23 protein-coding genes are annotated in these 25,379 nt (G+C 70.1%); 17 read left to right on the plus strand and 6 right to left on the minus strand.

The features are described 5' to 3' along the window. The first annotated feature begins 77 nt into the window (after positions 1-77). The 3 genes from folE2 to K4L06_RS14750 all read left to right on the plus strand — a co-directional run bounded on the left by folE2 (position 78) and on the right by K4L06_RS14750 (position 3,774). Positions 78-1,016 (plus strand): GTP cyclohydrolase FolE2, encoded by a 939-nt coding sequence (gene folE2, locus K4L06_RS14740; RefSeq protein WP_221672106.1) that lies wholly within the window; start codon positions 78-80, stop codon positions 1,014-1,016. Between the two features lie 197 nt (positions 1,017-1,213). Then, positions 1,214-2,932 (plus strand): diguanylate cyclase, encoded by a 1,719-nt coding sequence (locus K4L06_RS14745; RefSeq protein ID WP_221672107.1) that lies wholly within the window; start codon positions 1,214-1,216, stop codon positions 2,930-2,932. Next, positions 2,929-3,774 carry a hypothetical protein gene (locus tag K4L06_RS14750; RefSeq protein ID WP_221672108.1) on the plus strand — a complete coding sequence of 282 codons (846 nt, stop codon included), beginning with the start codon at positions 2,929-2,931 and terminating at the stop codon, positions 3,772-3,774. The genes K4L06_RS14745 and K4L06_RS14750 overlap by 4 nt, the downstream gene beginning before the upstream one ends. A 22-nt stretch (positions 3,775-3,796) precedes the next feature. Here K4L06_RS14750 and K4L06_RS14755 read toward each other — a convergent pair whose 3' ends face one another. Genes K4L06_RS14755 through yidD form a run of 3 tightly spaced genes read right to left on the minus strand, consistent with a single transcriptional unit; the run spans position 3,797 to position 6,200 of the window. Next, complete coding sequence (locus tag K4L06_RS14755; RefSeq protein ID WP_221672109.1) at positions 3,797-4,696, minus strand: M23 family metallopeptidase; 900 nt, start codon at positions 4,694-4,696, stop codon at positions 3,797-3,799. Next, positions 4,693-6,024: a dihydroorotase gene (locus K4L06_RS14760; protein WP_221672110.1), complete on the minus strand. Its 1,332-nt coding sequence runs from the start codon at positions 6,022-6,024 to the stop codon at positions 4,693-4,695. Before K4L06_RS14760 ends, K4L06_RS14755 begins: the two co-directional genes overlap by 4 nt. Then, positions 6,009-6,200: a membrane protein insertion efficiency factor YidD gene (gene yidD, locus K4L06_RS14765; protein ID WP_255595651.1), complete on the minus strand. Its 192-nt coding sequence runs from the start codon at positions 6,198-6,200 to the stop codon at positions 6,009-6,011. The genes K4L06_RS14760 and yidD overlap by 16 nt, the downstream gene beginning before the upstream one ends. A gap of 408 nt (positions 6,201-6,608) precedes the next feature. On the opposite strand from yidD, the gene dksA reads away from it, so the two are divergent. The 3 genes from dksA (at position 6,609) to K4L06_RS14780 (ending at position 8,611) form a co-directional block, all read left to right on the plus strand. After that, on the plus strand, positions 6,609-7,718 hold the full coding sequence (gene dksA, locus K4L06_RS14770) for an RNA polymerase-binding protein DksA (RefSeq protein ID WP_221672112.1): 1,110 nt from the start codon (positions 6,609-6,611) through the stop codon (positions 7,716-7,718). Positions 7,719-7,845: 127 nt separating this feature from the next. Continuing rightward, complete coding sequence (locus K4L06_RS14775; RefSeq protein WP_221672113.1) at positions 7,846-8,007, plus strand: hypothetical protein; 162 nt, start codon at positions 7,846-7,848, stop codon at positions 8,005-8,007. Between the two features lie 259 nt (positions 8,008-8,266). Further along, positions 8,267-8,611, plus strand: a complete 345-nt coding sequence (locus K4L06_RS14780) for a hypothetical protein (protein WP_221672114.1) — start codon at positions 8,267-8,269, stop codon at positions 8,609-8,611. A gap of 18 nt (positions 8,612-8,629) precedes the next feature. Here K4L06_RS14780 and K4L06_RS14785 read toward each other — a convergent pair whose 3' ends face one another. The 3 genes from K4L06_RS14785 to cysS form a co-directional block, all read right to left on the minus strand. Beyond that, positions 8,630-9,859, minus strand: coding sequence for an MFS transporter (locus K4L06_RS14785; protein ID WP_221673648.1), 1,230 nt, complete (start codon positions 9,857-9,859; stop codon positions 8,630-8,632). A gap of 116 nt (positions 9,860-9,975) precedes the next feature. After that, entirely contained in the window at positions 9,976-10,428 is a 453-nt protein-coding gene (locus K4L06_RS14790) for a SufE family protein (protein WP_221672115.1), read from the minus strand. A gap of 22 nt (positions 10,429-10,450) precedes the next feature. Beyond that, positions 10,451-11,854, minus strand: coding sequence for a cysteine--tRNA ligase (cysS, locus tag K4L06_RS14795; protein ID WP_221672116.1), 1,404 nt, complete (start codon positions 11,852-11,854; stop codon positions 10,451-10,453). A 450-nt stretch (positions 11,855-12,304) separates the two neighbouring features. Here cysS and K4L06_RS14800 point away from each other — a divergent pair, with 450 nt between their 5' ends. From K4L06_RS14800 to K4L06_RS14850, 11 genes are all read left to right on the plus strand, one after another. Further along, complete coding sequence (locus K4L06_RS14800) at positions 12,305-12,772, plus strand: hypothetical protein (protein WP_221672117.1); 468 nt, start codon at positions 12,305-12,307, stop codon at positions 12,770-12,772. 388 nt (positions 12,773-13,160) lie between these two features. Continuing rightward, positions 13,161-14,165 carry an N-acetylornithine carbamoyltransferase gene (locus K4L06_RS14805; protein WP_221672118.1) on the plus strand — a complete coding sequence of 335 codons (1,005 nt, stop codon included), beginning with the start codon at positions 13,161-13,163 and terminating at the stop codon, positions 14,163-14,165. Between the two features lie 153 nt (positions 14,166-14,318). Then, positions 14,319-15,515, plus strand: a complete 1,197-nt coding sequence (locus tag K4L06_RS14810; protein ID WP_221672119.1) for an argininosuccinate synthase — start codon at positions 14,319-14,321, stop codon at positions 15,513-15,515. A 166-nt stretch (positions 15,516-15,681) separates the two neighbouring features. Continuing rightward, the gene (locus tag K4L06_RS14815) at positions 15,682-16,776 is read left to right on the plus strand and encodes an acetylornithine deacetylase (RefSeq protein ID WP_221672120.1); all 1,095 of its coding nucleotides are present in this window, start codon (positions 15,682-15,684) and stop codon (positions 16,774-16,776) included. After that, positions 16,773-18,101, plus strand: a complete 1,329-nt coding sequence (locus tag K4L06_RS14820) for an acetylglutamate kinase (RefSeq protein WP_221672121.1) — start codon at positions 16,773-16,775, stop codon at positions 18,099-18,101. The genes K4L06_RS14815 and K4L06_RS14820 overlap by 4 nt, the downstream gene beginning before the upstream one ends. Continuing rightward, positions 18,101-18,727, plus strand: coding sequence for a GNAT family N-acetyltransferase (locus tag K4L06_RS14825; protein WP_221672122.1), 627 nt, complete (start codon positions 18,101-18,103; stop codon positions 18,725-18,727). The genes K4L06_RS14820 and K4L06_RS14825 overlap by 1 nt, the downstream gene beginning before the upstream one ends. Beyond that, a complete protein-coding gene (argC, locus tag K4L06_RS14830) occupies positions 18,720-19,685 on the plus strand; it encodes an N-acetyl-gamma-glutamyl-phosphate reductase (protein WP_221672123.1) in 966 nt (321 codons plus the stop codon). The genes K4L06_RS14825 and argC overlap by 8 nt, the downstream gene beginning before the upstream one ends. A gap of 188 nt (positions 19,686-19,873) precedes the next feature. Then, the gene (gene proS / locus K4L06_RS14835) at positions 19,874-21,205 is read left to right on the plus strand and encodes a proline--tRNA ligase (protein ID WP_221672124.1); all 1,332 of its coding nucleotides are present in this window, start codon (positions 19,874-19,876) and stop codon (positions 21,203-21,205) included. An 87-nt stretch (positions 21,206-21,292) separates the two neighbouring features. Continuing rightward, on the plus strand, positions 21,293-22,582 hold the full coding sequence (gene argH / locus K4L06_RS14840; RefSeq protein ID WP_221672125.1) for an argininosuccinate lyase: 1,290 nt from the start codon (positions 21,293-21,295) through the stop codon (positions 22,580-22,582). Then, positions 22,579-23,790 (plus strand): glutamate 5-kinase, encoded by a 1,212-nt coding sequence (proB, locus tag K4L06_RS14845; RefSeq protein ID WP_221672126.1) that lies wholly within the window; start codon positions 22,579-22,581, stop codon positions 23,788-23,790. Before argH ends, proB begins: the two co-directional genes overlap by 4 nt. Next, entirely contained in the window at positions 23,787-25,055 is a 1,269-nt protein-coding gene (locus tag K4L06_RS14850) for a glutamate-5-semialdehyde dehydrogenase (RefSeq protein ID WP_221672127.1), read from the plus strand. Before proB ends, K4L06_RS14850 begins: the two co-directional genes overlap by 4 nt. Positions 25,056-25,379: the final 324 nt, after the last annotated feature.

The raw sequence follows: 25,379 nt of genomic DNA on the forward strand, positions 1-25,379 counted from the left end.
CGGGGCCGGGCCGGCGGCCCCCCAGCCGCTAGAATGGCGGCGTTGCGTTCCCCCCACGCGCCCCCATCTCAGCCGTCGTGAATCCTCCCAACGCTCCTGCGCTCAAGCCCGTCCTGCCCGATGTCGCCTTCGATGCCGCCGCCGCGGCGCGGCCGCTCGACTGGGTGGGCATGTCCAACATCGCCCTGCCGCTGCGCGTCGCCGCCGGCGACGGCAGCGTCATCCAGGTGCCGGCCTCGGTCGACGTCGCGGTCGACCTGCGCAATGCCGACGCGCGCGGCATCCACATGTCGCGCATGTACCTGCACCTGCAGCACGCGTTCGCCAGTGAGACGGTGACCCCGGCCGGCCTGCGCCGCGCCCTGCAGAGCCTGATCGACGGCCAGGGCGGCCTGTCCGGCGCCGCGCGCCTGAGCCTGCGCTACGAACAACTGCTGCTGCGTCCGGCGCTGGCCAGCCACAACGCCGGCTGGAAGCGCTATCCGGTCGAGATCGATGCGCGCCTGATCGACGGTCACCTGCACCTGGGCCTGCGCTTCGCGGTCGAGTACTCCAGCACCTGTCCGGCGTCGGCGGCGCTGTCGCGCCAGCTCAACGCGGCGCGTTTCGCCGCCGATTTCGCCGCCGCGCATCCGCTGTCGACCGCGGTGGTCGGCGACTGGCTGGCCTCCGAGCGCGGCCTGGCGGCGACGCCGCACGCGCAGCGCAGCCGCGCCGACGTGCGGGTCGAACTGCGTCCGGCGTTCGACGAACTGCCGCTGGTGGCGTTGATCGACGCGATCGAGCAGGCGCTGGGCACGCCGGTGCAGACCGCGGTCAAGCGCGAAGACGAGCAGGCTTTCGCCAAGCTCAACGCCGAGAACCTGATGTTCTGCGAAGACGCCGCGCGCCGGGTCGCCGCGGCGCTGTCGCGCGACGCGCGGATCGAGCGCTTCGACGCCGAGGTCGCGCATTTCGAAAGCCTGCACGCGCACGATGCGGTGGCGCGGGTGACCGGGCAGGGCGCGCGCGACTGAACCCGCGCGTCGCCGCCGGCGCGCGTCGCCGGTAACGATCTGCATAATTGCGGCGGGCGCCGCGCTTCCTCGCTCGGCAATGTGTCGAGGCGTGTGCCAGCGCACAGATTGGTGCGCCAAATCGTGACGCTACCCACCCCCGGCCGGCGCACCGCATCGGCTATGCTCGGATCATTGGATCAGTGACCGGATGGGGCATGGGGAAACCCTGGCGTCGGAGCTGGCAGACCCTGTTGGCTCTGCTGGCCATGTGGGTGGCGGCGATCGCGTCGGCGCAATCCCCGGGGCTGTCCTCGTCCGACCCTCCGGCCTTTCGCGCGCCCGCTTTCGGCCTGGCCCGGCTCGGCCAGGACCCGGTGCCGGCGCGCGTGCTCGCCGGCGAATTCGACCATGCCTTCGAAGCCGTGTCCGGCAACGAGATCGCCGCGCCGCCGCGGCAGCCGACCTGGTGGCGGCTCAGCCTGCTCGGCGAGCTCAGCGCCGCGGCCGCGCCGCAACTGGTGGTCGGCCAGCCGAACCGGCGCGTGATCGAGCTATGGCGCCCCGGCGACGCGGTGCCGCTGCGCCGTTCGATCTACGGCCCCGACACCGACTTCGACCATTCGACCCGGTTCGTGGTGTTTCCCTTGCACGAAATGCGCCGGGGCGAGGTCTTGTACCTGCGCCTGCAGACCGTCGATTCGACCAAGTCCAAGCTGGCGTTCGCGCCGCTGGCCCAGGTGCATCGCCAGGACATGCTGCACGTCGGCCTGCGCAGCGTGGTGCTGACCGCGCTGGGGGTGGCAGCGGTGCTGGCGTTCGGCTTCTGGGCCGGATTGCGCGAGCGCGGGTACGCCTACCTGGGCCTGACCCTGGTGCTGCAGATCCTGACCCTGACCGCCGACGGCGGCGAGATGCGCGCGGTGCCGTGGCTGAGCCAGATCGCCCCGGACGGACGCACCAACGTCGTGCTCAACACCGCCGCGGTGCTGGCCAGCATCCGCTTTCTGATCTTCTTCCTCGGCCTGCGCACCAGTCAGCCGCGGATCGCGCGGATCCTGGATTACTGCAGCATTTCGCTCGGCGCGCTGCTGGTGGTGTCGGTGTTCCGGACCTGGAAGCACAGCGCGCTGTACGGCAACCTCAACCTGCTGCTGGTGATCGCGCTGGTGCTGTACTGCACCGCGGTGGCCACCCGCCGCCGCCAGCGCGAGGCCTACTTCCTGCTGCTGGTCTGGACCCCGCTGATGGCGGTGCTGGTGGTGCGGGTCGGCGCTATCCACCAATGGTGGCCGGAATACGCCTGGCTCGAATACGCCTTCCCGGTCGGCCTGGCGTTCGGCGGGCTCGGCCTGCTGCTCGGCCTGACCTCGAAGCTGCAACAGCTGCGCCGCGACCGCGACACCGCCAACCGGCTCGCCACCTACGACAGCCTGACCGGGGCGATGACCCGCGCGGCGATCTCGCAGAGCCTGCGCGGCGCGGTCGAAAGCGCGCACCGTTCGCACCGGCCGATGTCGGTGGTGTTCTTCGATATCGATCACTTCAAGCGCATCAACGACGAGCACGGCCACCGGGTCGGCGACGAAACCCTGCGCATCGTCTCGCTGCGCACCCGCAACCGCCTGCGCGCCTACGACCTGTTCGGCCGTTACGGCGGCGACGAAGTGCTGGTGGTGCTGGCCGACACCCAGTTGCGCGACGCGGTGCGGGTGGCCGAGCACTTGCGCGAATCGGTCAGCGGCAGCCCGCTGTCGATCGACGGCCGATTGTTGCCGGTCAGCCTGAGCCTGGGCGTGGCCGAACTGCTGCCGGGCGAGACCCCGGAGCAATTGCTCGAGCGCGCCGACGCCGCGCTGTACGCGAGCAAGTCGGCCGGCCGCGACCGGGTCACCGGACACACCAACGAGCCGGCCGAAACCGAGGCGGTGTCGTGAACTTCGAGCGCAGCCGGCCGGCTTTGTGCGCGCCGGCGCAACTGCGCACCGGCGACGTGCTGCTGCTGCGCCATCGCAACGAGCTGGCGCGGCTGTACGCCTGGCTCGGCGACAGCGACTACGACCACATCACCCTGGTCGGCCGCGCCGGCTGCCTGATCGAGCTGGGCGCGGACGGGGTGAGCGAACCGGCGCTGGCCGAGCGCCTGGCCGATCCCGACCTGAGCGCCGCCGAAGTGCGCCGGCCGCAGGCCGGCGGCGAGGCGGCGCAGGACACCGACCGCATCGCCGTGCTCGCCCATGCGCTGTCGCTGCGCAAGCCGGTCCATGCCGGCGACCCCCTGCGCGCGCTCGGCGTGCTGGCCGCGCTGCGCGAGCGCGACTGGCCGGCCCGGCCCAGCCTGCGCCGGGTCTTGCACGAGGCCTTGCGCCGCGTCGCCGAGGCCGACGCGCAGGCGATGACCGCGAGCGAATTCGTCTACCGCTGCCTGGCCGAGAATCCGGTCCACGGGCGCGGCGGGCCGGGATGGCGCCTGCCGCCGGTGCCGGCGCGGAGCCTGCCGTGCCCGGAGTTGGACGAAGCGGCGCTGTGGGCCCGGGTCGAGCCCTGGTTGCCGGCGTCGCGGCGCTGCGACTGGGCGACGGCGAGCGCCGAGGCGCCGATCGGCGAGGCCGGGTTCGCGGTGGCGCTGGCCCAGGCCCGCGCGCGGCTGGGCCTGATCGCGACCGGCGCCGGCCTGCTCGCGGCCGGGCCGCGGGTCGCCAATCCGAAATGGCTGCGGTTGCGCGAGCTGGAGCTGTCGCCCTCGCTGCCGGCGCTGGGCGCGCTGCTGGCGAACTGAGCTGCGCCTCCTGAGCTGCGCCTCAGGGCGCGGCCGGCGCCTTGCTGGCGCGCACCGCATCGCCGCGTTCCAGCACCAGCAAGGGATCGATGCGCACGTCGAACCAGTTCATGCCCCAGTGCAGGTGCGGCCCGGTCGCGCGTCCGGTCGCGCCGACCGCGCCGACGGTCTGGCCCTGGGCGATGCGGTCGCCGACCTGGACGTCGATGCGCGAGAGGTGGAGGAAGTTCGAACTGATGCCGTGGCCATGGTCGAGCACCACGGTGCCGCCGGTCAGGTACAGGCCGGGCTTGGCGAAGCTGACCACGCCCGCGGCCGGGGCCAGGATCGGCGTGCCCGTAGGCGCGGCGATGTCCATGCCGGAATGGCCCGAGCCTTTCTGGCCGTTGTAGACCCGCTGGTTGCCGAAGCGGCCGCTGATCCGCCCGCGCACCGGCCAAACGAAGGCCTGGGCGAAGTCGGCGCGGTCGTCGTCGCGCAGCCGCGCGGCCACCACCTCGGCCTGCTCGCGTTCGATCCGCGCGGCGATTTCCGGTGGCGGGTTGACCGTCTTCGGCGGCACGCCCTGGATGTATTCGGTGGGGAAGTCGCGCGCAGTCACCGCGATGCGCGCGCGCTCGACCCGGCCCGGCGCGGTTTCGACCTCGACCTCGAGCGGGCCGGCCGCATCGCGGCCGACCCCGAACACCACCGAGCCGTAGCCGGTGCTGCGCAGGCTGCGGCCGGCATAGCGCACGGTGCTGCCGGGCGGCACCCGGCCGATCACCATCGCGCCCTGCTGCACCGTTTCGGGGAAGACGATGCGCGCATCGGCGCGCGCCGGCGCGCCGGCCGCGGCCGGCGCCTGGGCCGATGCCGGGGCGGCGCTCAGGCCTGCCGTCGCCAGGCACGCCGCCAGCGCGGCGGCGAGGCCGCGGTTCATCGGGCGAAGGCCAGGCGCTGCCCGTTCGGAGCGCCGACCAGCGCCGTGCCGTCCCAGGCCAGCACGCCGTTGACCCAGGTCGAGGCGATCGAGCTATGGAAGGTGCGGCCTTCGAACGGCGACCAGCCGCACTTGGACAGCACGTCCTCGCGCCGCACCGTGTACGGCGCGTCGTCGATCAGCACCAGGTCGGCGAAATAGCCTTCGCGCAGGAAGCCGCGATGCTCGACGTCGAACAGCTTGGCCGGGGCGTGGGCGAATTTGTCGACCACCTGGGCGGTGCTCAGGCGGCCTTCGTGGACCAGTTCCAGCGCCGCGTTGAGGGCGAACTGGACCAGCGGCAGGCCGCTCGGCGCGCCGGTGTAGGGGCGCGCCTTTTCTTCCAGCGTATGCGGGGCGTGGTCGGTGGCGAGCACGTCGATCACGTCCTCGGCGACGGCGCGGATCAGCGCTTCGCGGTCGGCCGGGTCCTTGATCGCCGGGTTGCACTTGATCAGGTGGCCGAGCTTTTCGTAGTCGTCGCGGTCGAAGCGCAGGAAGTGGATGCAGGTCTCGGCGGTGATGCGCTTGCCTTCGATCGGGCCGGCCTGGAACAGAGCCAGCTCGTCGGCGGTGCTGATGTGCAGCACGTGCAGGCGGGTGCCGTGCTTGCGCGCCAGCGAGATCGCCAGCTCGGTCGACTTCTTGCAGGCTTCGCGCGAGCGGATGTCGGGATGGAACCGGGCCGGGATGTCGTCGCCGTACTGCGCCTTGTAGCGCGCCAGCTCGGCGTCGATCATCGGCGTGTCTTCGCAGTGGGTGATGATCGGCGTCGGCACGTCGCGGAAGATCGCGTCGAGGGTGACCGGATCGTCGACCAGCATGTTGCCGGTCGAGGCGCCCATGAACACCTTCACCCCCGGCGCGGTGCGCGGGTCCAGCGACTGGATCGCGGCCAGGTTGTCGTTGCTGGCGCCGAGGTAGAAGCCGTAGTTGCCCCAGGCGCGGCCGGCGGCGCGGCGGTACTTGTCCTCCAGCGCGGCCGAATCCAGGGTCGGCGGGTTGGTGTTGGGCATGTCCATGAACGTGGTCAGCCCGCCGGCGACCGCGGCCGCCGATTCGGTGGCCATGTCGGCCTTGTATTCCAGACCGGGTTCGCGGAAATGCACCTGGTCGTCGATCATCCCCGGCAGCAGCCGGCGGCCGGCCGCGTCGACCACGGTTTCGTTGCCGCGCGCGTCCAGGCCGCTGCCGATCTGGGCGATGCGGCCGTTCTCGATGCGCAGGTCGCCGTCGTACTCGCGGCCTTCGTTGACCAGCCGGGCGTTGACGATCAGTGTCGATGACATGTGTGTTTTCCGGAGTCCAGGGGCGGTACGGGGTCGTGGCCGCCGGGGTGCAGGGGGTGGCAGCGTGCCAGGCGTCGCAGTGTCAGCCAGCTGCCCCTGAACGCGCCGAAGCGGTCGATCGCCTCCATCGAGTAGGCCGAGCAACTGGGGTAGAAACGGCAACGCTGGCCCAGCATCGGGCTGATCCAACGCTTATAGCCACGAAGCAGGGCGATGAGGAGACGGTCGATCACGTTTTCTTAATGCCGGCAACGGTAGGGACTGGCGCAGGAAACGCGCGTCGCGAAAGCCCTCGGGTGCTGCGTCTGGCCGGTGATTTGGCGCGGTTGCCGCAGGTGCCGCAGCAGGGTATAACAGCGCGCTTTCCCCAAACAAGGCAAGTGCGAGACGAAGGTCCGCCGCGGCGCGGAAGCGATGCTACCGTGTCTGCCCGGGCCGGGCGAAAACCGGCCGTACGCCGGATTTCACTTGCGGTCAGCGAACGCATGTGCATTTGATGACCGGGTGGGTCATGCTTGGCCCGCGAAGCCCTTTCGGACGGCGCGTCCGGGGGCGCCCTCAGGGAATAGAAGGACAAGCCGCTCGTGGCAGTGAAAAAACCTGCGAAGAAGGCCGCCCAGGCCGCCAAGAAGACCGTCAAGCCGGCTGCGAAGAAGGCGGCCAAGCCTGCGTCCAAACCGGCGCCGCAAAAAACGCCGGCCAAGCCGCCGGCCAAGCCGGCGGCCAAAGCGGTGACCAAGGCGGCCAAACCGGCGGCGAAGAAGGCGGCGGTCAAGAAGGCCGCAGCGCAGAAACCCGCAGCGAGCAAGCCGGCGGCCAAGAAGGCCGCAGTCGTAAAGAAGGCGGCGCCCGCCAAGGCGCCCGCAGCGAAGAAGCCGGCCGCCAAGCCGGCGCCCGCGGCGAAGAAGGCGCCTCCCGCGGCGGCGAAAAAACCCGCACCCGGCAAGGACAGCGCAGCGAAGAAGCCCGAGCTTAAAAAAGTTGAAGTGAAAAAGCCCGAAGCTGTGAAGCCCGCAGTCAAGCCGGCTGCCCCACCGCCCGCGCCGCAGGCCGCCCGCAAGGCCCCTCCTGCAGCGCAGGTCGACAGCACCTCCGACCGAATCAAGAACACAGTGACCCAGACAGCATCCAGCAAACCATCCGCGGGCAAGCCCGCGACTCCGGCCGCTCCGGCGCCGCGTCCGGCCGGCAAGGTCGCCGTCGCCGTGACCGCCAAGCAGGCGGCGCCGGCTCCGAAGACCAAGGTCAAGGTCGTGGCTTACCAGAACGACCCGGCCACCGGCCGGCCGATCGTGCCGAACGGCTACAAGCCGGGCTCCGACGAGGAGTACATGAGCCCGCTGCAGCTGGAGTACTTCCGCCAGCGCCTGCTGCAGTGGCGTACCGACCTGGTCGAGGAGTCCAAGCAGACCATCGAGAACCTCAAGGACGAAGTGCGCGACGTCGGCGACGAAGCCGAACGCGCCACCCGCGAGACCGAGAACTCGCTCGAACTGCGTACCCGCGACCGCTATCGCAAGCTGATCAGCAAGATCGACAGCACCCTCAAGCGGGTCGATTCCGGCGACTACGGCTTCTGCGTCGATACCGGCGAAGAAATCGGCCTGGAGCGCCTGGAGGCGCGCCTGACCGCCGAGCGCACCATCGACGCCCAGGAGCGCTGGGAGCATCTGCAGAAGCAGATGGGCGACTGAACCGTCGCTCCGGCCCGGCCTGATCAAAGCCCCGCGAAAGCGGGGCTTTTCGTTGGCGGCCGAGGCGGTGCGCTGCCAGCCGCGCCGGGTCGGCCTGGGCGCGAGGCACCCGCCACGAGTCGGCGGCTTGATCGCCGAGGCTTTTCGCGCCGAGGACGAGGCCTCGATCCCGCTCGTGCTAGGCCTGCTGGACGACGATAGCCAGCTCCATGAGGCGATCTTCGGCGTGGGCCACGCCGTCGAGAGCTTTGCGCCGGAGCGGTATTCGCCGCGCTGGCGCACAGTCTGACGACGCTGCGCCAGCGGGCGCCGGAGTGGTTCGGCCCTGCTGGATGCCCGGATACTCGATTCGCCGCCGCACCATGGCGGATTTCTCGATGCGTTCGCACCGCCGCAGGAGGCGGTGGGTGCGCCGGAGATCGCGATTCCCGATGAGATCGCCGCCGAGCCCGGCTACGCCGCCTGCAGCGACGGGCTAGCCGCCGGCGGCTGCCGGCGCCCGGACGCGGTGCTATGGTGTCCGCACTCGCGCAACCCGGCCGCCGTGCATGGACGATCTGCTGTTACTGGCCGCACCTGCGCTGATCGTCGGCCTCAACCTCGTGCTGTGGCGGCTGTCCTATCGCTTCGACCGCATCGCCGGCCCGGCCTTGTTCGCGCTCAACCTGCTGGCCGGTTCGCCCTTGATCGGCGTGGGCGTCTGGCAGTGGGCCAGCCTCGATGCCGAGCCCAGCGTCGCCGGCAGCTATGGCGACGTGCTGGCGGCGGTCGCGGCGGCGGGGTTGAACGCCCTGATCGCCCTGATCGGCGCGGTCGCGGCGGCCGTGCGCAAACCGGCGCCTGCACCGCGTTCCGAGGCGGACCGCCGGCGGGTCAGACTGCGCAGCGATTGATCCGGCCGCGGTGCGGCCTCATTGCAGCTCGCGCAGGTCCAGCCGGCGCAGCTTCGGCGCCAGTTGCGCGGTCGCGGCGACCACCACCAGGGTCATGCAGCCGCCGAAGATCACCGACGGCACCAGGCCGAGCAGGCGCGCGGCGAGACCGGACTCGAACGCGCCGAGCTCGTTCGAGGAACCGATGAAGATGCCGTTGATCGACGACACCCGGCCGCGCATCTCGTCCGGGGTCGACAACTGCAGGATGGTCGAGCGCAGCACCACCGACACGCCGTCGCACATGCCCGACAGCATCAGCATCAGCGCCGACAGCCAGAACTCGCGCGACAGGGCGAAGCCGATGATGCACAGGCCGAAGCCGGCCACCGCGTACAGCAGCAGGCGCCCGGCGTGCTTCTGCGGCGGATGCCGGGCCAGCCACAGGCCGACCAGCACCGCGCCCGCGGCCGGCGCGGCGCGCAACACGCCCAGCGCTTCCGGGCCGTAATGCAGCACGTCGTGGATGAAGGCCGGCAGCAGCGCGACCGCGCCGCCGAACAGCACCGAGAACATGTCCAGCGCCTGCGCGCCGAGCACGACCTGGTGATTGAACACGAAGCGCAGGCCTTCGCCGATGCTCTTGAACACCGGCGCGCGCTCGCTCGGCGCCGGCGGTTCGGTCACCCGCAGGGTGCTGATCGCGATCGCCGCGGCGACGGCGAAGCCGGTCGCGACCAGGTAGGCCGAGGTCTTGCCGCCCCAGGCCACCAGCACGCCGCCCAGCGCCGGCCCCAGCACCAGCCCGGTCTGCATGACCACGCTGCTGACCCCGGCGCCGCGCGCGTAGTGCTTGCGCTTGAGCACGCGCGCGAACAACGACATGTACACCGGGCCGAGGAAGGCGCGGACCACGCCGTTGAGCGCGATCGCCGCATAGATGGTCGCGGTGGCGAAGCCGAACCCGCCGGCCGGCAGCGTGCCCCAGGCGACCGAGGCCAACAGCGCGGTGGTCGCGACCAGGCCCAGGCAGGCGAACAGGCCGAGCTTGCGCCGTGGCAGGTGATCGACCGCGTAGCCGGCGAACAGGGCGAAGCAGAAGTAGGGCACCACCTCGGCCAGGCCGATCAGGCCCAGGGCGAAGGGATCGCGGGTCAGTTCGTAGACGTGCCAGCCGACCGTGACCGCGACGATCTGGTACGACAGCATGCCCAGCAGCCGGTACACCAGCAGGCCGACGAAACCGGGGTTGCGCAGCAACGGGCGCAGACCTTCGGAATCCGGGCCCTCGGAATCGGAACCCTTGAAATCGGAGCCCTTGAAATCCGGGCCTTCTGACGCCGGATCGGATGTGTCGGTTTGGCCGGCGCTGGACGGGCCGGCGCTCACAGGCGCCGTTGCGCCTGCTCGCGGATGAAGGCCAGCAGCGCGGCCAGGCCGTTGCTGCGGGTCGGCGAGAGGTGCTTGGCCAGGCCGATGTCGGCGATGTAGTCGGCCGAGGTGGCGACGATCTCGCTCGCGCTGCGTCCGGAGTACACGCGCAAGGCCAGGTAGATCAGCCCGGAGACGATCGCCGAATCGCTGATCGCGTGGAAATCCAGGCGCTGCGCATCGCCCTCGACCGCGATCCAGACCATCGACTGGCAGCCGAGCAGGCGATGCTCTTCGGTCTTGTAGGCCTGCGGCAGGTCCGGCAGCTTGCGGCCGAGGTCGATCAGATACTGGTAGCGCTCGGACCAGTCGCCGAAGAAGGCGAACTCGTCGCGGATCGCGGCCTGAGCCTGGACGGCGCTGGGTTCGAGCGGAAACGGGGAAGCGGGGAGGGCGACGGCGTTCATCGAATCTGGGGTCCTGCGCGTGTCAGGACCCGGTTTCCTCGGTATTGAGTTCCGGGCGCTTGCGCACCCAGCGCACGCCCTGCGGCGTGTCTTCGAGCAGGATGTTCTCATCGGCCAACTGCTGGCGGATCGCGTCGGCACGGGCGAAATCGCGCGCCTTCTTGGCCGCGCTGCGCTCCTCGACCAGGGCCTGGATGCGCTCGTCGTCCTGGTCGCCGGCAGCGCCGGCGAACCACACCGCCGGATCCTGCTGCAGCAAGCCCAGGGCCAGGCCGGCGCCGAGCAGCTCGCGCTTGAGCCGGGCCTGTTCGGCCGGATCGGCGGCCTTGCGCGCCTCGGCGGCGATGCGGGCGATCTCGGCCAGGGCCTGCGGCGTGCCCAGGTCGTCGTCGAGGATGCGCTCGATCTCGTCCGGGATCCGCACCGGGCCGGCGTCGACCGCGGCCAGGTCGCGCAGGGTGCCGTACAGCCGGTCGAGGGTGCGCGCGCACTGCTCGATCAGCTTGTTCGACCAGTCCAGCGGCTGGCGGTAGTGGGCGGTCAGCAAGGCGTAACGCAGCGCCTCGGCCGGATGCTTCTCCAGCAGCTCGTGCACGGTCTCGATATTGCCGCGCGACTTGGCCATCTTCTCGCCGTCGAAGTTCAGCATGCCGTTGTGCAGCCAGAACCGGGCGAACACCTTGCCGCCGTGCGCGCATTCGCTCTGCGCGATCTCGTTCTCGTGGTGCGGGAACATCAGGTCGTTGCCGCCGGCATGGATGTCGATGGTCTCGCCCAGGTGGGCGGCGGCCATCGCCGAGCATTCGATATGCCAGCCCGGACGGCCGCGACCCCAGGGCGAGTCCCAGCCGGGCAGGTCGCCGCTGGAGGGCTTCCACAGGACGAAATCGCCGGCATCGCGCTTATAGGGAGCGACCTCGATGCGCGCGCCGGCGCGCATGTCGTCGATGTCGCGGCGCGACAGCTTGCCGTAGTCGGGATAGCTCTGGATCGCGAACAACACGTGGCCTTCGGCCTCGTAGGCGTGGCCGGCCTCGATCAGGCGTTCGATCATCGCCACGATCTGGCCGATGTGCGCGGTCGCGGCCGGTTCCAGGTCGGGCAGGCGCACGCCCAGCGCGCCCATGTCCTGGCGGTAGATCGCGGCGTAGTGCTCGGTGATGGCCGAGATCGGCACGCCCTGTTCGGCCGCGGCGGCGTTGATCTTGTCGTCGACATCGGTGATGTTGCGGGCGAAGGCCAGCGCGCCGTAACGGCGGCGCAGCAGGTCGGCCAACACGCCGAACACCACCGGGCCGCGGGCGTTGCCGATGTGGGCGTAGTTGTAGACCGTGGGGCCGCACAGATACATGGTCGGGCGGGCCTGATCCAGGGGAACGAAGGCTTCGACCTGTCGCGACAGGCTGTTGTAGAGATGCAGGCTCATGGCGGCACGGATGGGAGTCGGGTTCATTCTAGCGAAGGCACGCTCGCCGCGCCCGGACGCGATCGCGCCGGAGCGGCCGCGGCGCTGCGGCGATCGCCGGCTGCGACGGGATGGAGCGGGGCGGCGCCGGCCCGAGCCTCGCGGCATCGCCCGGGGTGCTGGGTGCGAGCGGCGGCCGGCGCCAGGTGCTGCGCGGCCGTCGTGGCTGCGCAGGCGGGCCTCCGGAGACTTCAGAGTCTGGTCGCGGTGAAGCCCTGGATCCCCGCTTTCGCGGGGATGACGGTAGGCAGGGATGACGGTGGGCAGGTTTGCCGGCGCTGGGCCGCGATCCTGGAGAGAGCCCGACAGGCCGCGTCCGGCCCGCCGCCGGGACCGGCCTAAAGGTGGGATTCAGGCCGTGCCGGCACACTGCTCTTACAATTTATTCACGAATCCGTCTCCGCGAGCCCGATGAACCGAACCGCCTTGCAGGCTTCGATCCTGGTGCTGGCCAGCGCCCTGGCTGCGGCGTCGTCGCTGCCGGCCGCAGCCCAGCACACCGTGATCCAGGCCGAAAACGTGCGTTTCGACTATGCCCAGGTGCTGCGGGTGACCCCGGTCTACCAGACCCTGCGCGCGACCACGGTCGAGCAGCAATGCGACCCCGAGCCCGCCAAGGACGAGAACTCGCGCCTGTCGCGGGTGGTCGGGGCGGTGCGCGAGGCCTTGGGCCGGGAGCGCAATCCCAAGCCGAGCACCGGCGACAACTGCCGCCCGGTGCCGGTCGACCGCGAGTTCCGCCGGCCGATCGCCTACGACGTCGACTACGTCTACAAGGGCGCCCGGTTCCGCTCGCGCCTGCCCGAGGACCCGGGCAACAAGCTGCGGATCCGGGTCGCGGTGACCCCGGTCATCACCCCGATCAGCACCTCGCGCTGAGCCCGGCGGCGTCCCGACCCGACCGTACGGCTTGCGCCCGGCCCCCGCGCATGCGAGCATTCGCGACCTCATGAACCCGAACTACGCCGACGCCGACGTTCTGACCTCCGCCTACATGGCGGCGGGCATGACCTCGCGCGCGCGTCGACCGTTGCCCTGCCAATCCGCTGGGTGACGGCGCTCGCCGTCGTTCGTGTAACAAGCACCACACACGAAAAGCCCAGCCTAGCGCTGGGCTTTTTTGCTTTTCGGCTCGGGAATCGGGAATGGGGAGTCGGGAATCGGCAGAGCAGTACGCCGTTGCCCGTTTCCCCTCGCGACTGCCGGCCACAGCGCCACCGCTCTAACCGATTCCCCCATTCCCGATTCCCCATTCCCGAGCCAACCGATGAAGCATTTCCTCAACACCCAGGACTGGTCGCGCAGCGACCTCGACGCGCTGCTGGCCCAGGCGGCGGCGTTCAAGCGCAACAAGCTCGGCGACCAGCTGCGCGGCAAGTCGATCGCGCTGGTGTTCTTCAATCCGTCGATGCGCACCCGCACCAGCTTCGAGCTGGGCGCGTTCCAGCTCGGCGCCCATGCCGTGGTGCTGCAGCCGGGCAAGGACGCGTGGCCGATCGAGTTCGACCTGGGCACGGTGATGGACGGCGACACCGAGGAGCACATCGCCGAAGTGGCGCGGGTGCTGGGCCGCTACGTCGACCTGATCGGCGTGCGCGCGTTCCCGAAGTTCGTCGACTGGGCCTACGACCGCGAAGACATCGTGCTGAAGTCCTTCGCCAAGTACTCGCCGGTGCCGGTGATCAACATGGAGACCATCACCCACCCCTGCCAGGAGCTGGCGCATGCGCTGGCCCTGCAGGAGCGTTTCGGCACCACCGACCTGCGCGGCAAGAAGTACGTGCTGACCTGGACCTACCACCCCAAGCCGCTCAACACCGCGGTCGCCAACTCGGCCCTGACCATCGCCACCCGCTTAGGGATGGACGTGACCCTGTTGTGCCCGACCCCGGAGTACGTGCTCGACCAACGCTACATGGGCTGGGCCGAGCAGAACGTCGCCGAGAGCGGCGGCTCGCTGACCGTCAGCCACGACATCGACAGCGCCTACGCCGGCGCCGACGTGGTCTACGCCAAGAGCTGGGGCGCGCTGCCGTACTTCGGCAACTGGGGCCCGGAGAAGCCCATTCGCGAGCAGTACAAGCACTTCATCGTCGACGAAGCCAAGATGGCGTTGACCAACGATGGCGTGTTCAGCCACTGCCTGCCGCTGCGCCGCAACGTCAAGGCCACCGACGCGGTGATGGACTCGCCCAACTGCATCGCGATCGAGGAAGCCGAGAACCGTCTGCACGTGCAGAAGGCGGTGATGGCCGCTTTGATCGGCCAGTAATCCGCTTCGCTCCCTCTCCCGCTTGCGGGAGAGGGCCGGGGTGAGGGCGTCGTTCGCCTTGGCTCCGCAACATCCACCCCATCCGTTTGCCCCCACCCCGACCCTCCCCCGCAAGCGGGGGAGGGAGCCAAACAGAGCAGAGACTTTCCGAACATGAGCAAAGACATCGTCCTCGCCTTCTCCGGCGGCCTCGACACCAGCTTCTGCGTGCCCTACCTGCAGGAGCGCGGCTGGGCCGTGCACACCGTGTTCGCCGACACCGGCGGCGTCGACGACGAGGAGCGCGCCTTCATCGAGCAGCGTGCCGCCGAGCTCGGCGTGGCCAGCCACGTCACCGTCGACGGCGGGCCGGCGATCTGGTCGGGCTTCGTCAAGCCGTTCGTGTGGGCCGGCGAGGGCTACCAGGGCCAGTACCCGCTGCTGGTGTCGGATCGTTACCTGATCGTCGAAGCCGCGCTCAAGCGCGCCGCCGAGTTGGGCACCAAGGCGATCGCCCACGGCTGCACCGGCATGGGCAACGACCAGGTGCGTTTCGACCTGGCGGTCAAGGCGCTGGGCGATTACGAGATCGTCGCGCCGATCCGCGAAATCCAGAAGGAGCACACCGAGGTCCGCGCCTACGAGCAGAAGTACCTGGAAGAGCGCGGCTTCGGCGTGCGCGCCAAGCAGAAGGCCTACACCATCAACGAGAACCTGCTCGGCCTGACCATGTCCGGCGGCGAGATCGACCGCTGGCAGGCGCCGGGCGAGGGCGCGGTGGGCTGGTGCAAGCCGCGCGCGCAGTGGCCGAGCGAAACCCTGTCGGTGAAGCTGAGCTTCGAGAACGGCGAAGCGGTCGCGCTGAACGGCGAGAAGATCGAAGGCCACCAGCTGCTGGCCAAGCTCAACGGCCTGTTCGCCCAGTACGGCGTGGGTCGTGGCCTGTACACCGGCGACACCACCATCGGCCTCAAGGGCCGGATCATCTTCGAAGCGCCGGGCCTGATCGCCCTGCTGACCGCGCACCGCGCGCTGGAAGAGGCGGTGCTGAGCAAGCAGCAGAACCGCTTCAAGCCCGACGTGGCGCGCAAGTGGGTGGAACTGGTCTACGAAGGCTTCTTCCACGACCCGCTCAAGGCCGACCTGGAAGCCTTCCTGGCCAGCTCGCAGTCCACCGTGAACGGCGAAGTGACCCTGGAAACCAACGGCGGCACCGTCAACGCGGTGGCGATCGAGTCCAGGCACATCCTCAACGCCAAGGGCGCGACCTACGCCCAGGCCGCCGACTGGGGCGTGGCCGAGGCCGAAGGCTTCATCAAGCTGTTCGGCATGAGCAGCACGCTGTGGGCGGAGATCAACCGCAAGGGCTGACGCCGCTCCAAGCCCCTCTCCCGCTTGCGGGAGAGGGGGTGGGGTGAGGGGCGGAACGCGGCGATCCCGCACACCCTCACCCTAACCCTCTCCCGCAAGCGGGAGAGGGGATGAAAGCGGCGCCGCTGCGGCGACGCATCTCACCGAACTCAACTACCAGCCGACCATGCTCCCCGAAGTCCTAAACCATCTGCAGGCCCTGGTCTCCTACGACACCCGCAATCCGCCGCGGGACATCGGCACCGACGGCATCTTCGATTACCTGCGCAGCCAGTTGCCGGGGTTCCGGATCGAAGTCACCGATCACGGCGCCGGCGCGGTGTCGATGCTGGCCGTGCGCGGCAATCCGCGCCGGCTGTTCAACGTCCACCTCGATACGGTGCCGTCGTCCGAAGCCTGGAGCGCGGATCCGCATGTGCTGCGGGTGACCGAAGACCGCGCGATCGGCCTGGGCGCCTGCGACATCAAGGGCGCGGCGGCCGGCCTGCTGGCCGCCGCGGCGGCGGCCGACGGCGACGCCGCGTTCCTGTTCTCGACCGACGAGGAAGCCAACGACGCGCGCTGCATCGCCGGTTTCCTCGGCACCGCGCACGGCTTCACCGAAGTGCTGGTGGCCGAGCCGACCATGAACGAAGCGGTGCTCGCGCATCGCGGCATCAGCTCGGTGCTGCTGAAGTTCCGCGGCGTCGCCGGGCACGCCTCCGGCGCCAACGCGATGCAGGCCAGCGCCCTGCACCAGGCGATCCGCTGGGGCGGCAAGGCGCTGGACTACGTCGAGGCGCAGGCGCACCAGCGCTTCGGCGGCCTGACCGGGCTGCGCTTCAACATCGGCCGGGTCGAGGGCGGGATCAAGGCCAACATGATCGCGCCCAGCGCCGAGCTGCGCTTCGGCTTCCGGCCGCTGCCCTCGCAGCCGATCGACGGCCTGCACGAAACCTTCGGCACCCTGGTCGACGCCGGCGCGATCGAGCGCTACGAGGAAACTTTCCGCGGCCCGCCGTTGCCGGCCGGCGGCGTCGCCGACGCCGAGCATCGCCGGCTGGAAGCGCGCGACCTGGCCGACGCGCTGGAGCTGCCGATCGGCAACGCGGTCGATTTCTGGACCGAAGCCTCGCTGTTCTCGGCCGCCGGCCTGACCGCGATCGTCTACGGCCCGGGCCACATCGCCCAGGCCCACACCGCCGACGAATGGGTCGCGCTGGAACAACTGCAAGGCTACGCCCAGAGCGTGGCGCGCATCATCGGGAGCAAGGCGCAATGAGCGTTTCCATGGACAACCACCTGCAGACCCGCCAGACCATCGTGCGGCTGCTGTCGAGCATGGCCAGCGCCAAGGAGATCTCGCAATACCTCAAGCGTTTTTCCCAGCTCGACTCCAAGCGCTTCGCGGTGGTCAAGGTCGGCGGCGCGGTGCTGCGCGACGACCTGGCCGCGCTGACCTCGTCGCTGGCCTTCCTACAGGATGTCGGCCTGACCCCGATCGTGATCCACGGCGCCGGCCCGCAGCTCGACGAAGAGCTGTCCGCCGCCGGCATCGTCAAGCAGACCGTCAACGGCCTGAGGGTGACTTCGCCCGAGGCGCTGGCGATCGTGCGCCGGGTGTTCCAGTCGCAGAACCTGAAGCTGGTCGAAGCGCTGCAGGCCGGCGACGGCCGCGCCACCTCGATCATCTCCGGCGTGTTCGAGGCCGAGTACCTGGACCGCGACACCTACGGCCTGGTCGGCGAGGTCAGGAAGGTCAACCTGGCGCCGATCGAGGCCAGCCTGCAGGCCGGCTCGATCCCGGTCATCGCCAGCCTCGGCGAGACCGCCGGCGGGCAGATCCTCAACGTCAACGCCGACTTCGCCGCCAACGAGCTGGTGCAGGTGCTGCAGCCGTACAAGATCGTGTTCCTGACCGGCACCGGCGGCCTGCTCGACGACAACGGCAAGGTGATCGACTCGATCAACCTGTCGACCGAGTACGAGCACCTGATCGAACAGCCGTGGATCAACGGCGGCATGAAGGTCAAGATCGAGCAGATCAAGGACCTGCTGGACAAGCTGCCGCTGACCTCGTCGGTGTCGATCACCAAGCCCTCCGAGCTGGCCAAGGAACTGTTCACCCACAAGGGCTCGGGCACCCTGGTCCGGCGCGGCGAGCGCGTGCTGCAGGCTTCGCGCTGGGAAGACCTCGACCTGGTCCGCCTGCGCGGCCTGATCGACTCGGCCTTCGGCCGCAAGCTGGTCGACGGCTATTTCGACGACACCAAGCTGAAACGGGCCTACGTCAGCGAGAACTACCGCGCCGCGATCGTGCTGATCGAGGCCGACGGCCGCACCTACCTGGACAAGTTCGCGGTGCTCGACGACGCCCAGGGCGAGGGCCTGGGGCGGGCGGTGTGGCAGATCATGCGCGAGCAGAACCCGAGCGTGTTCTGGCGTTCGCGCCACGGCAACCCGGTCAATCCGTTCTATTACTCCGAATCCGACGGCTGCCTGAAGCAGGAGAAGTGGAAGGTGTTCTGGTACGGCATGCACGGCTTCGACGAAATCGCCGCCTGCGTCGAGTACGCCGGCCGGCGCACGCCGACCCTGGAGGACTGATGGACGCGCAGAGCGATGCGTGGACGCGGCAACCTCGGCTGAGCGGCGAGCACGTCGCCCTGGAACCGCTGCGCCGCGAGCATGGCGACGGCTTGCGCGCGGCCCTGGCCGGCGGCGAGCTGGCCCAGGCCTGGTACACCAACGTGCCGGCGCCGGCAGGCGTGGACGGCTACATCGACGCGGCCCTGGCGATGCGCGACCGCGGCCAGGCCTGGCCGTTCGCGGTGCTGGACGCGCGCGGCGAGGTGGTCGGCAGCACCCGTTACTACGATATGGACGCGACCGTGCCGCGGCTGCAGATCGGCTATACCTTCTACGCGCCGCGGGTGCAGCGCACCGGCCTGAACACCCAGGCCAAGCGGCTGTTGCTCGGCCATGCCTTCGAAACCCTGGGCTGCATCGCGGTAGGCTTCGAGACGAGCTGGTTCAATCAGGCCTCGCGCACCGCGATCGCGCGCCTGGGCGCCAAGCAGGACGGCGTGCTGCGCAACCACCGCCGGCACGCCGACGGCAGCCCCCGCGATACGGTCGCCTTCTCGATCATCGACACGGAGTGGCCGGCGGTGAAGCGCAATCTGCAGTACAAGTTGGACCGACACGCAAGCGGAGCGGCAAGCCATGACTAAGACCCTGGGCATCGTCGGCGCGCGCGGCCACGTCGGCGCCGACCTGATCCGGCTGATCGCCGGCCACCCCGAGTTCGAGCTGGCCTTCGTGTCCTCGCGCGAACTCGATGGCCAGCGCCTGGCCGACCACATTCCCGAATACGCGGCCAAGGGCCCGCAGCTGCGCTACAGCTCGCCGAGCCACGACGAGCTGGCGGCGCTGGGCGCCGACGCGGTGGTGCTGGCCCTGCCCAACGGCAAGGCCGCCGCCTGCGTGGCCGCGTTCGACGCCGCCGGCGCCGAGCCGGTGATCGTCGACCTGTCGGCCGATTACCGCTTCGACGATCACTGGTACTACGGCCTGCCCGAGCTGACCCGCGGCCAGTACCACGGCCAGCGCCGGATCAGCAATCCGGGTTGCTACGCCAGCGCGATGCAGCTGGCGATCGCGCCGCTGCTGAACGTGCTGGAGGGCGCGGTGCAGTGCTTCGGCGTGTCCGGTTACTCCGGCGCCGGCACCACGCCGTCGGACAAGAACGACCCCGACAAGCTGCGCGACAATCTGATGCCGTACGCGCTGACCGGACACCTGCACGAGCGCGAGGTCACCCGCCACCTCGGCCACCCGGTCGAGTTCATGCCGCACGTGGCGGCGCATTTCCGCGGCCTGACCGTGACCTCGAACCTGCACCTGTCGCGCCGCTTCGAGCGCGAGGAACTGGTCGAGCACTATCACCGCCATTACGACGGCGAACCGATGGTGCGGGTGCTGGATGAGGCGCCTTGGGTGAGCCGCATCGCCGGCCGCCACCATGTCGAGATCGGCGGTTTTTCGATGTCCGAGGACGGCCGCCGGGTGGTGGTGGTGTCGACCCTGGACAACCTGCTCAAGGGCGCGGCGACGCAGGCGCTGCAGAACCTCAACCTGGCCTTCGGCCTGGACGAACTGACCGGCATCGACGCGCACCCGCGACCGTGACGCTCCCACTCTCCCTCCTTTGTAGAGGGGGGCAGGGGGATTTGCTGTTGCTGTTGCTTCTGGATCGAAGCGAAGGACAAAAGCAACGGCCGAAGCCAATCCCCCCTGGCCCCCCTTTTCCAAAGGGGGGAATCCGATAGGAGGGATTCGTTGGTTGGGTTGGTTGCAGCGTTCGGAGTGAAGCCGCCATGCGTCTGTCGCGTTATTTCTTGCCCGCGTTGAAGGAAAACCCCGCCGAGGCGCAGATCGCCTCGCACCGGCTGATGCTGCGCGCCGGGCTGATCCGGCAGGAAGCGGCCGGCATCTACACCTGGCTGCCGGCCGGCCTGCGCGTGCTGCGCAAGATCGAGGCCGTCGTCCGCGACGAACTCGATCGCGCCGGCGCGCTGGAGCTGCTGATGCCGACCCTGCAGCTGGCCGACCTGTGGCGCGAGAGCGGGCGCTACGAGGCCTACGGCCCGGAAATGCTGCGCATCCGCGACCGCCACGAGCGCGAGCTGCTGTACGGGCCGACCAACGAGGACATGGTCACCGCGATCTTCCGCGCCCATGTGAAGTCCTACCGCGCGCTGCCGATGAACCTGTACCAGGTGCAGTGGAAGTTCCGCGACGAGCAGCGGCCGCGCTTCGGCGTGCTGCGCGGGCGCGAGTTCCTGATGAAGGACGGGTACTCCTTCGACCTCGACGAGGCCGCGGCGCGGCGCAGCTACCGGCGCATGTTCGTCGCCTATCTGCGCATCTTCGCCCGGCTCGGCATCCGCGCCATCCCGATGCGCGCCGAAACCGGGCCGATAGGCGGCGACCTGTCGCACGAGTTCCTGGTCCTGGCCTCGTCCGGCGAGTCGGCGGTGTATTGCGACCGCGGCGTGCTGGAGCTGCCGATTCCCGGCGACGACATCGACTACGACGGCGACCTGGAACCGGTCGTGCGCCAGTGGAGCACGCTCTACGCCGCCACCGAGGACGTGCACGACATCGAGCGCTTCGAGCGCGAAGTGCCGGCGGAGCGGCGGGTGCAGACGCGCGGGATCGAAGTCGGCCAGGTGTTCTACTTCGGCACCAAGTACTCGCAACCGATGAAGGCCGCGGTGACCGGCGCCGACGGCGCCGAGCACGCCATCCACGGCGGTTCCTACGGCATCGGCGTGTCGCGCCTGGTCGGCGCGATCGTCGAGGCCGGTCATGACGAAGCCGGCATCGTCTGGCCCGAGCCGGTGGCGCCGTTCCGGGTCGGCCTGATCGATCTCGACCCGGCCGATGCGGCGGTGTCGGCTACCTGCGACGACCTGTACGCGCAATTGCAGACGCGCGGCCTGGACGTGTTGCACGACGACACGCCCGAGCGCGCCGGCGTGAAGTTCGCACACATGGACCTGCTCGGCCTGCCCTGGCAGATTGTGGTCGGCCGGCGCGGACTGGAGCGCGGCATCGTCGAACTCAAGCGCCGCGCGACCGGCGAGCGTATCGAACTGGCGCCGGCCGATGCGGTGGCGCGCTTGTCCATGAAAAGCAACGAGTGAAGAGAAAACAGGAACGAGTAAAGGTCGCCCCGGCTCGTTCCTCTCCACCCGTTCCTCCCGAATCCAGATTTCAGCGAGCCCCTCCCCATGTCCGATCTGCTTTGGCAAAAACCCGGCGTCAAGGTCGACGCGCGGATCCAGAACTTCCTCGCCGGCGAAGACGTGATTCTCGACCGCGAATTCTTCCTGTTCGACATCCAGGCCAGCCGCGCGCACGCGCAGGGTCTGCAGCAGATCGGCATCCTCAGCGCCGAGGAACTCGACGGCCTGTCGCGCGAACTGGAGGCGCTGGCCGAGGACTTCCGCGTCGGCCGCTTCGTCCTCGACGAGCGCTACGAAGACGGCCACTCGGCGATCGAAGGCCGGCTGATCGAACGCCTCGGCGACGCCGGGCGCAAGATCCACACCGGCCGCAGCCGCAACGACCAGATCCTGGTCGCGACCCGGCTGTGGCTGAAAGACCGGTTGAGCCGCGTCTACGCGCTGTGCCGCGAAACCGCCGAAGTCGCCCTGGCGCGGGCCGAAGCCGAGGCCGGCTTGCCGCTGCCGGGTTACACCCACCTGCAGCGAGCGATGGTGTCCAGCGCCGGCATGTGGTGGGGCGCCTGGGCCGAAGGCTTCATCGACAACGCCGTGCGCGCGCGCCAGACCCTGGACTGGGTCGACGCCAATCCGCTCGGCAGCGCCGCCGGCTACGGCATCAACCTGCCGCTGGCGCGCGAACACACCACCCAGGCGCTGGGCTTCGGCCGCCTGCAGCTGATCGCGACCTACGCCCAGCTCTCGCGCGGCAAATTCGAACTCGCCGCGATCGACGCGCTGTCGACCGCGCTGCTCGACCTGCGCCGCCTGGCCTGGGATCTGAGCCTGTTCACCAGCGCCGAGTTCGGCTTCGTCGCTCTGCCGGCCGAGTACACCACCGGCAGCTCGATCATGCCGAACAAGCGCAACCCCGACGTGATCGAGCTGATGCGCGCCAGCTATTCCGCCGCCGCCGCCGCGCGCGCCGAGATCGAGCATTTGCTGTCGCTGCCTTCGGGCTACCACCGCGACCTGCAATTCTCCAAGGGCGCGATCTTCCACGCCTTCGGCCGCGGCCTGGGCGCGCTGGAGCTGCTGCCCGACCTGCTGCGCAACCTGGAATGGAAGCCCGAGCGCTTGCGCGCGGCGCTGGAGCCGTCGATGTACGCCACCGACCTCGCGGTCGACCTGGCCCGCCAGGGCCTGCCGTTCCGCGACGCCTACAAGCAGGCCGCCGACCCTGCGCGCTGGGCCGAAGGCGACCCGGAGGCCAGCCTGGGCGCGCGAGTGTCGCCGGGCGCGGCGGGCGACCTGCGCCTGGACGCCTTGCAGGCGCGCCTGAAGGAACTGACATGAGCGCCGCGGCAAAGGATTTCGCTGCGCAGCCTTTGCCGCCCTGGCGCCGCGCCGTGCTCAAGGTCGGCAGCAGCCTGCTCGCCGGCTTCGAGGGCGGCGGGCTCGACCCGCGCTACGCCGCCGGGCTGGCGCGTTTCATCGAAAGCGCGCGCGAACAGCAGCGCGAAGTGGTGCTGGTGTCTTCCGGCGCGGTCGCGGCCGGGCGCAGCCGCATCCACACCGGCGGCGACGGACTGGTGCTGCGGCAGGCGCTGGCCTCGTTGGGCCAGGCCTCGCTGATCGCGTTCTGGCAGCAACTGTCGAGCGTGCCGGTGGCGCAGGTGCTGCTGACCCACGACGACCTGCGCAACCGCCGCCGCTATCTCAACGCGCGCGCTTCGCTGCGCGAGCTGCTGCGCCTGGGCGCGCTGCCGGTGATCAACGAGAACGACACGGTCGCGGTCGACGAGCTCAAGCTCGGCGACAACGACAACCTGGCCGCGGCGGTGGCCTCGCTGGTCGACGCCGACCTGCTGCTGATCGCCACCGACATCGGCGGCCTGTACAGCGGCCACCCGCAGCGCGATCCGAGCGCGCGGCCGATCGGCCATGTCGCGGCGGTGACCCCGGAACTGCTGGTCGCCGCCAGCGGCGGCGCCGGCGCGCTGGGCACCGGCGGCATGCGCACCAAGCTCGAAGCCGCGGCCAAGGCCGCCACCGCCGGCATCGCCACCGCGCTGTTCTGCGGCCGCGACGCCGAGGTGGTGCAGGCGCTGGCCCAAGACCGCTTGCACGGCACCCTGGTCGCCGCGCACAGCGACCGCCTGCGCGCGCGCAAGCAATGGCTGCGCCACGCGCCGGCCAGCGGCAGCCTGCATATCGACGCCGGCGCGGCGAATGCCTTGCGCGTGCGCGGCGCCTCGCTGCTGCCGGGTGGAGTGGTCGCGGTCGAAGGCGAGTTCCGCCGCGGCGACGTGGTCGAGCTGCGCGTGGCCGCGGACGGCGAGGCGGTCGGGCGCGGGCTGGTGCAGTACAACTCGGTCGAGTTGGGTCGAATCAAGGGCCGCCACAGCCGCGATATCGAGGCGGTGCTCGGCTTCCGCTACGGCGAGTCGGTGGTGCACCGGGACGATCTGGTGATGCTGGGCGGACGCACGCCGGCGGAGGTCGCCGCGATCGCGGCCGACCCCAACGATGCGGCCGCCGCGAACGAGGGGAGCAAGGCATGAGCGGTTACGTACGTACCTTGGCCGAGCGCGCCCGCGCGGCCTCGCTGACCCTGGCCGCGCTCGACGGCGGCGAACGCGCGGCGCTGATCGCGGCGATGGCGGGGCAACTGGACGCGCAGAGCGCCGCCATCCTGGCTTCCAACGCCGAGGACGTCAGCCACGGCGAAGCCGCCGGCCTCAGCGCGGCGATGCTCGACCGCCTGCGCCTGGACCCGCAGCGCCTGGGCGCCATCGCCGACGCGCTGCGCGAAGTGGCCGCGCAAGCCGATCCGCTCGACGGCGTCACCCGCAGCGAACCCCGTCCGAACGGGCTGGTGATCGAGCGCAAGCGCGTGCCGCTGGGCCTGATCGCGATGATCTACGAATCGCGCCCCAACGTGACCGCCGACGCTGCGGCGCTGTGCCTGAAGGCCGGCAACGCGGTGCTGCTGCGCGGCGGCTCGGAAGCGCGCGCCAGCAACGCCGCCATCGCCGCCGCCTTGCACGCGGCGCTGCGCGAACGCAGCCTGCCCGAGGCGGCGGTGTCGCTGATCGAGGACACCGCGCGCGAGCACGTGCTGGAACTGCTGCAACTGTCCGACCTGGTCGACCTGGCGATCCCGCGCGGCGGCGAAAGCCTGATCCGTTTCGTCGCCGAACACGCGCGAGTGCCGGTGATCAAGCACTACAAGGGCGTCTGCCACCTCTACGTCGACCGCGCCGCCGATCCCGCGCTGGCACTGGACCTGCTGGTCGACGGCAAGGCCTCGCGCCCCGGCGTGTGCAACGCCCTGGAAACCCTGCTGGTGCATCGCGACATCGCCGACGCCTTCCTGCCGCCCGCGCTGGCCGCCCTGGCCGCGCGCGGCGTGCAGGTGCGCGGCTGCGAGCGCGTGCGCGCCTATGCGCCGGAGCTGGCCGCCGCGGACGAAGCCGATTACGCCGCCGAGTACCTCGACCTGATCATCGCCGCCCGCGTCGTCGACGACCTCGACCAAGCCCTGGCGCACATCGCCCAGTACGGTTCCGACCACACCGAAGTGATCGCCACCGCCGACCCCGCCGCCGCCGACGCCTTCGTCCGCCGCACCCGCAGCTCCGCGGTGATGGTCAACGCCTCCTCGCGCTTCAACGACGGCGGCCAACTCGGCCTCGGCGCCGAGATCGGCATCTCGACCACCCGCCTGCACGCCTACGGCCCGATGGGCGTCGAATCGCTGACCATCGAACGCTTCGTCGTGCGCGGGGCAGGGCAGGTCCGCCACCCCGAGTCGCAGACCCGCTGACTACCGGGCTTCTTGTAGGAGCGGCGTAAGCCGCGACCGCAGGGTATCCAGCTTGCGCCGCACGCCAGGTTTCGCAGTCGCGGCTCGCGCCGCTCCTACACGCAGCAATGCAAAAACGCGTAGCCACCTGGGCCTCCTGTAGGAGCGGCGTAAGCCGCGACCGCAGGGCATCCAGCTTGCGCCGCACATCAGATTTCGCGGTCGCGGCTCACGCCGCTCCTACAGACAGCGATCCAAAACGCGCAGCCACCTGGACCCCATGTAGGAGCGGCGCAAGCCGCGACCGCAGGGTTTCCAGCTTGCGTCGTACGCCAGATTTCGCAG

This window comes from Lysobacter sp. BMK333-48F3, from assembly GCF_019733395.1.
Taxonomy (GTDB): domain Bacteria; phylum Pseudomonadota; class Gammaproteobacteria; order Xanthomonadales; family Xanthomonadaceae; genus Lysobacter.

Coding starts and splice junctions, on each gene's coding strand:
- argC (WP_221672123.1), top strand. CDS start 18,720: ATGACTAAGACCCTGGGCATCGTCGGCGCGCGCGGCCACGTCGGCGCC.
- proS (WP_221672124.1), top strand. CDS start 19,874: ATGCGTCTGTCGCGTTATTTCTTGCCCGCGTTGAAGGAAAACCCCGCC.
- K4L06_RS14790 (WP_221672115.1), bottom strand. CDS start 10,428: ATGAACGCCGTCGCCCTCCCCGCTTCCCCGTTTCCGCTCGAACCCAGC.
- K4L06_RS14825 (WP_221672122.1), top strand. CDS start 18,101: ATGGACGCGCAGAGCGATGCGTGGACGCGGCAACCTCGGCTGAGCGGC.
- cysS (WP_221672116.1), bottom strand. CDS start 11,854: ATGAGCCTGCATCTCTACAACAGCCTGTCGCGACAGGTCGAAGCCTTC.
- K4L06_RS14805 (WP_221672118.1), top strand. CDS start 13,161: ATGAAGCATTTCCTCAACACCCAGGACTGGTCGCGCAGCGACCTCGAC.
- K4L06_RS14815 (WP_221672120.1), top strand. CDS start 15,682: ATGCTCCCCGAAGTCCTAAACCATCTGCAGGCCCTGGTCTCCTACGAC.
- K4L06_RS14760 (WP_221672110.1), bottom strand. CDS start 6,024: ATGTCATCGACACTGATCGTCAACGCCCGGCTGGTCAACGAAGGCCGC.
- K4L06_RS14745 (WP_221672107.1), top strand. CDS start 1,214: ATGGGGAAACCCTGGCGTCGGAGCTGGCAGACCCTGTTGGCTCTGCTG.
- argH (WP_221672125.1), top strand. CDS start 21,293: ATGTCCGATCTGCTTTGGCAAAAACCCGGCGTCAAGGTCGACGCGCGG.
- K4L06_RS14755 (WP_221672109.1), bottom strand. CDS start 4,696: ATGAACCGCGGCCTCGCCGCCGCGCTGGCGGCGTGCCTGGCGACGGCA.
- K4L06_RS14820 (WP_221672121.1), top strand. CDS start 16,773: ATGAGCGTTTCCATGGACAACCACCTGCAGACCCGCCAGACCATCGTG.
- K4L06_RS14810 (WP_221672119.1), top strand. CDS start 14,319: ATGAGCAAAGACATCGTCCTCGCCTTCTCCGGCGGCCTCGACACCAGC.
- proB (WP_221672126.1), top strand. CDS start 22,579: ATGAGCGCCGCGGCAAAGGATTTCGCTGCGCAGCCTTTGCCGCCCTGG.
- yidD (WP_255595651.1), bottom strand. CDS start 6,200: ATGCTGGGCCAGCGTTGCCGTTTCTACCCCAGTTGCTCGGCCTACTCG.
- K4L06_RS14800 (WP_221672117.1), top strand. CDS start 12,305: ATGAACCGAACCGCCTTGCAGGCTTCGATCCTGGTGCTGGCCAGCGCC.
- K4L06_RS14850 (WP_221672127.1), top strand. CDS start 23,787: ATGAGCGGTTACGTACGTACCTTGGCCGAGCGCGCCCGCGCGGCCTCG.
- K4L06_RS14780 (WP_221672114.1), top strand. CDS start 8,267: ATGGACGATCTGCTGTTACTGGCCGCACCTGCGCTGATCGTCGGCCTC.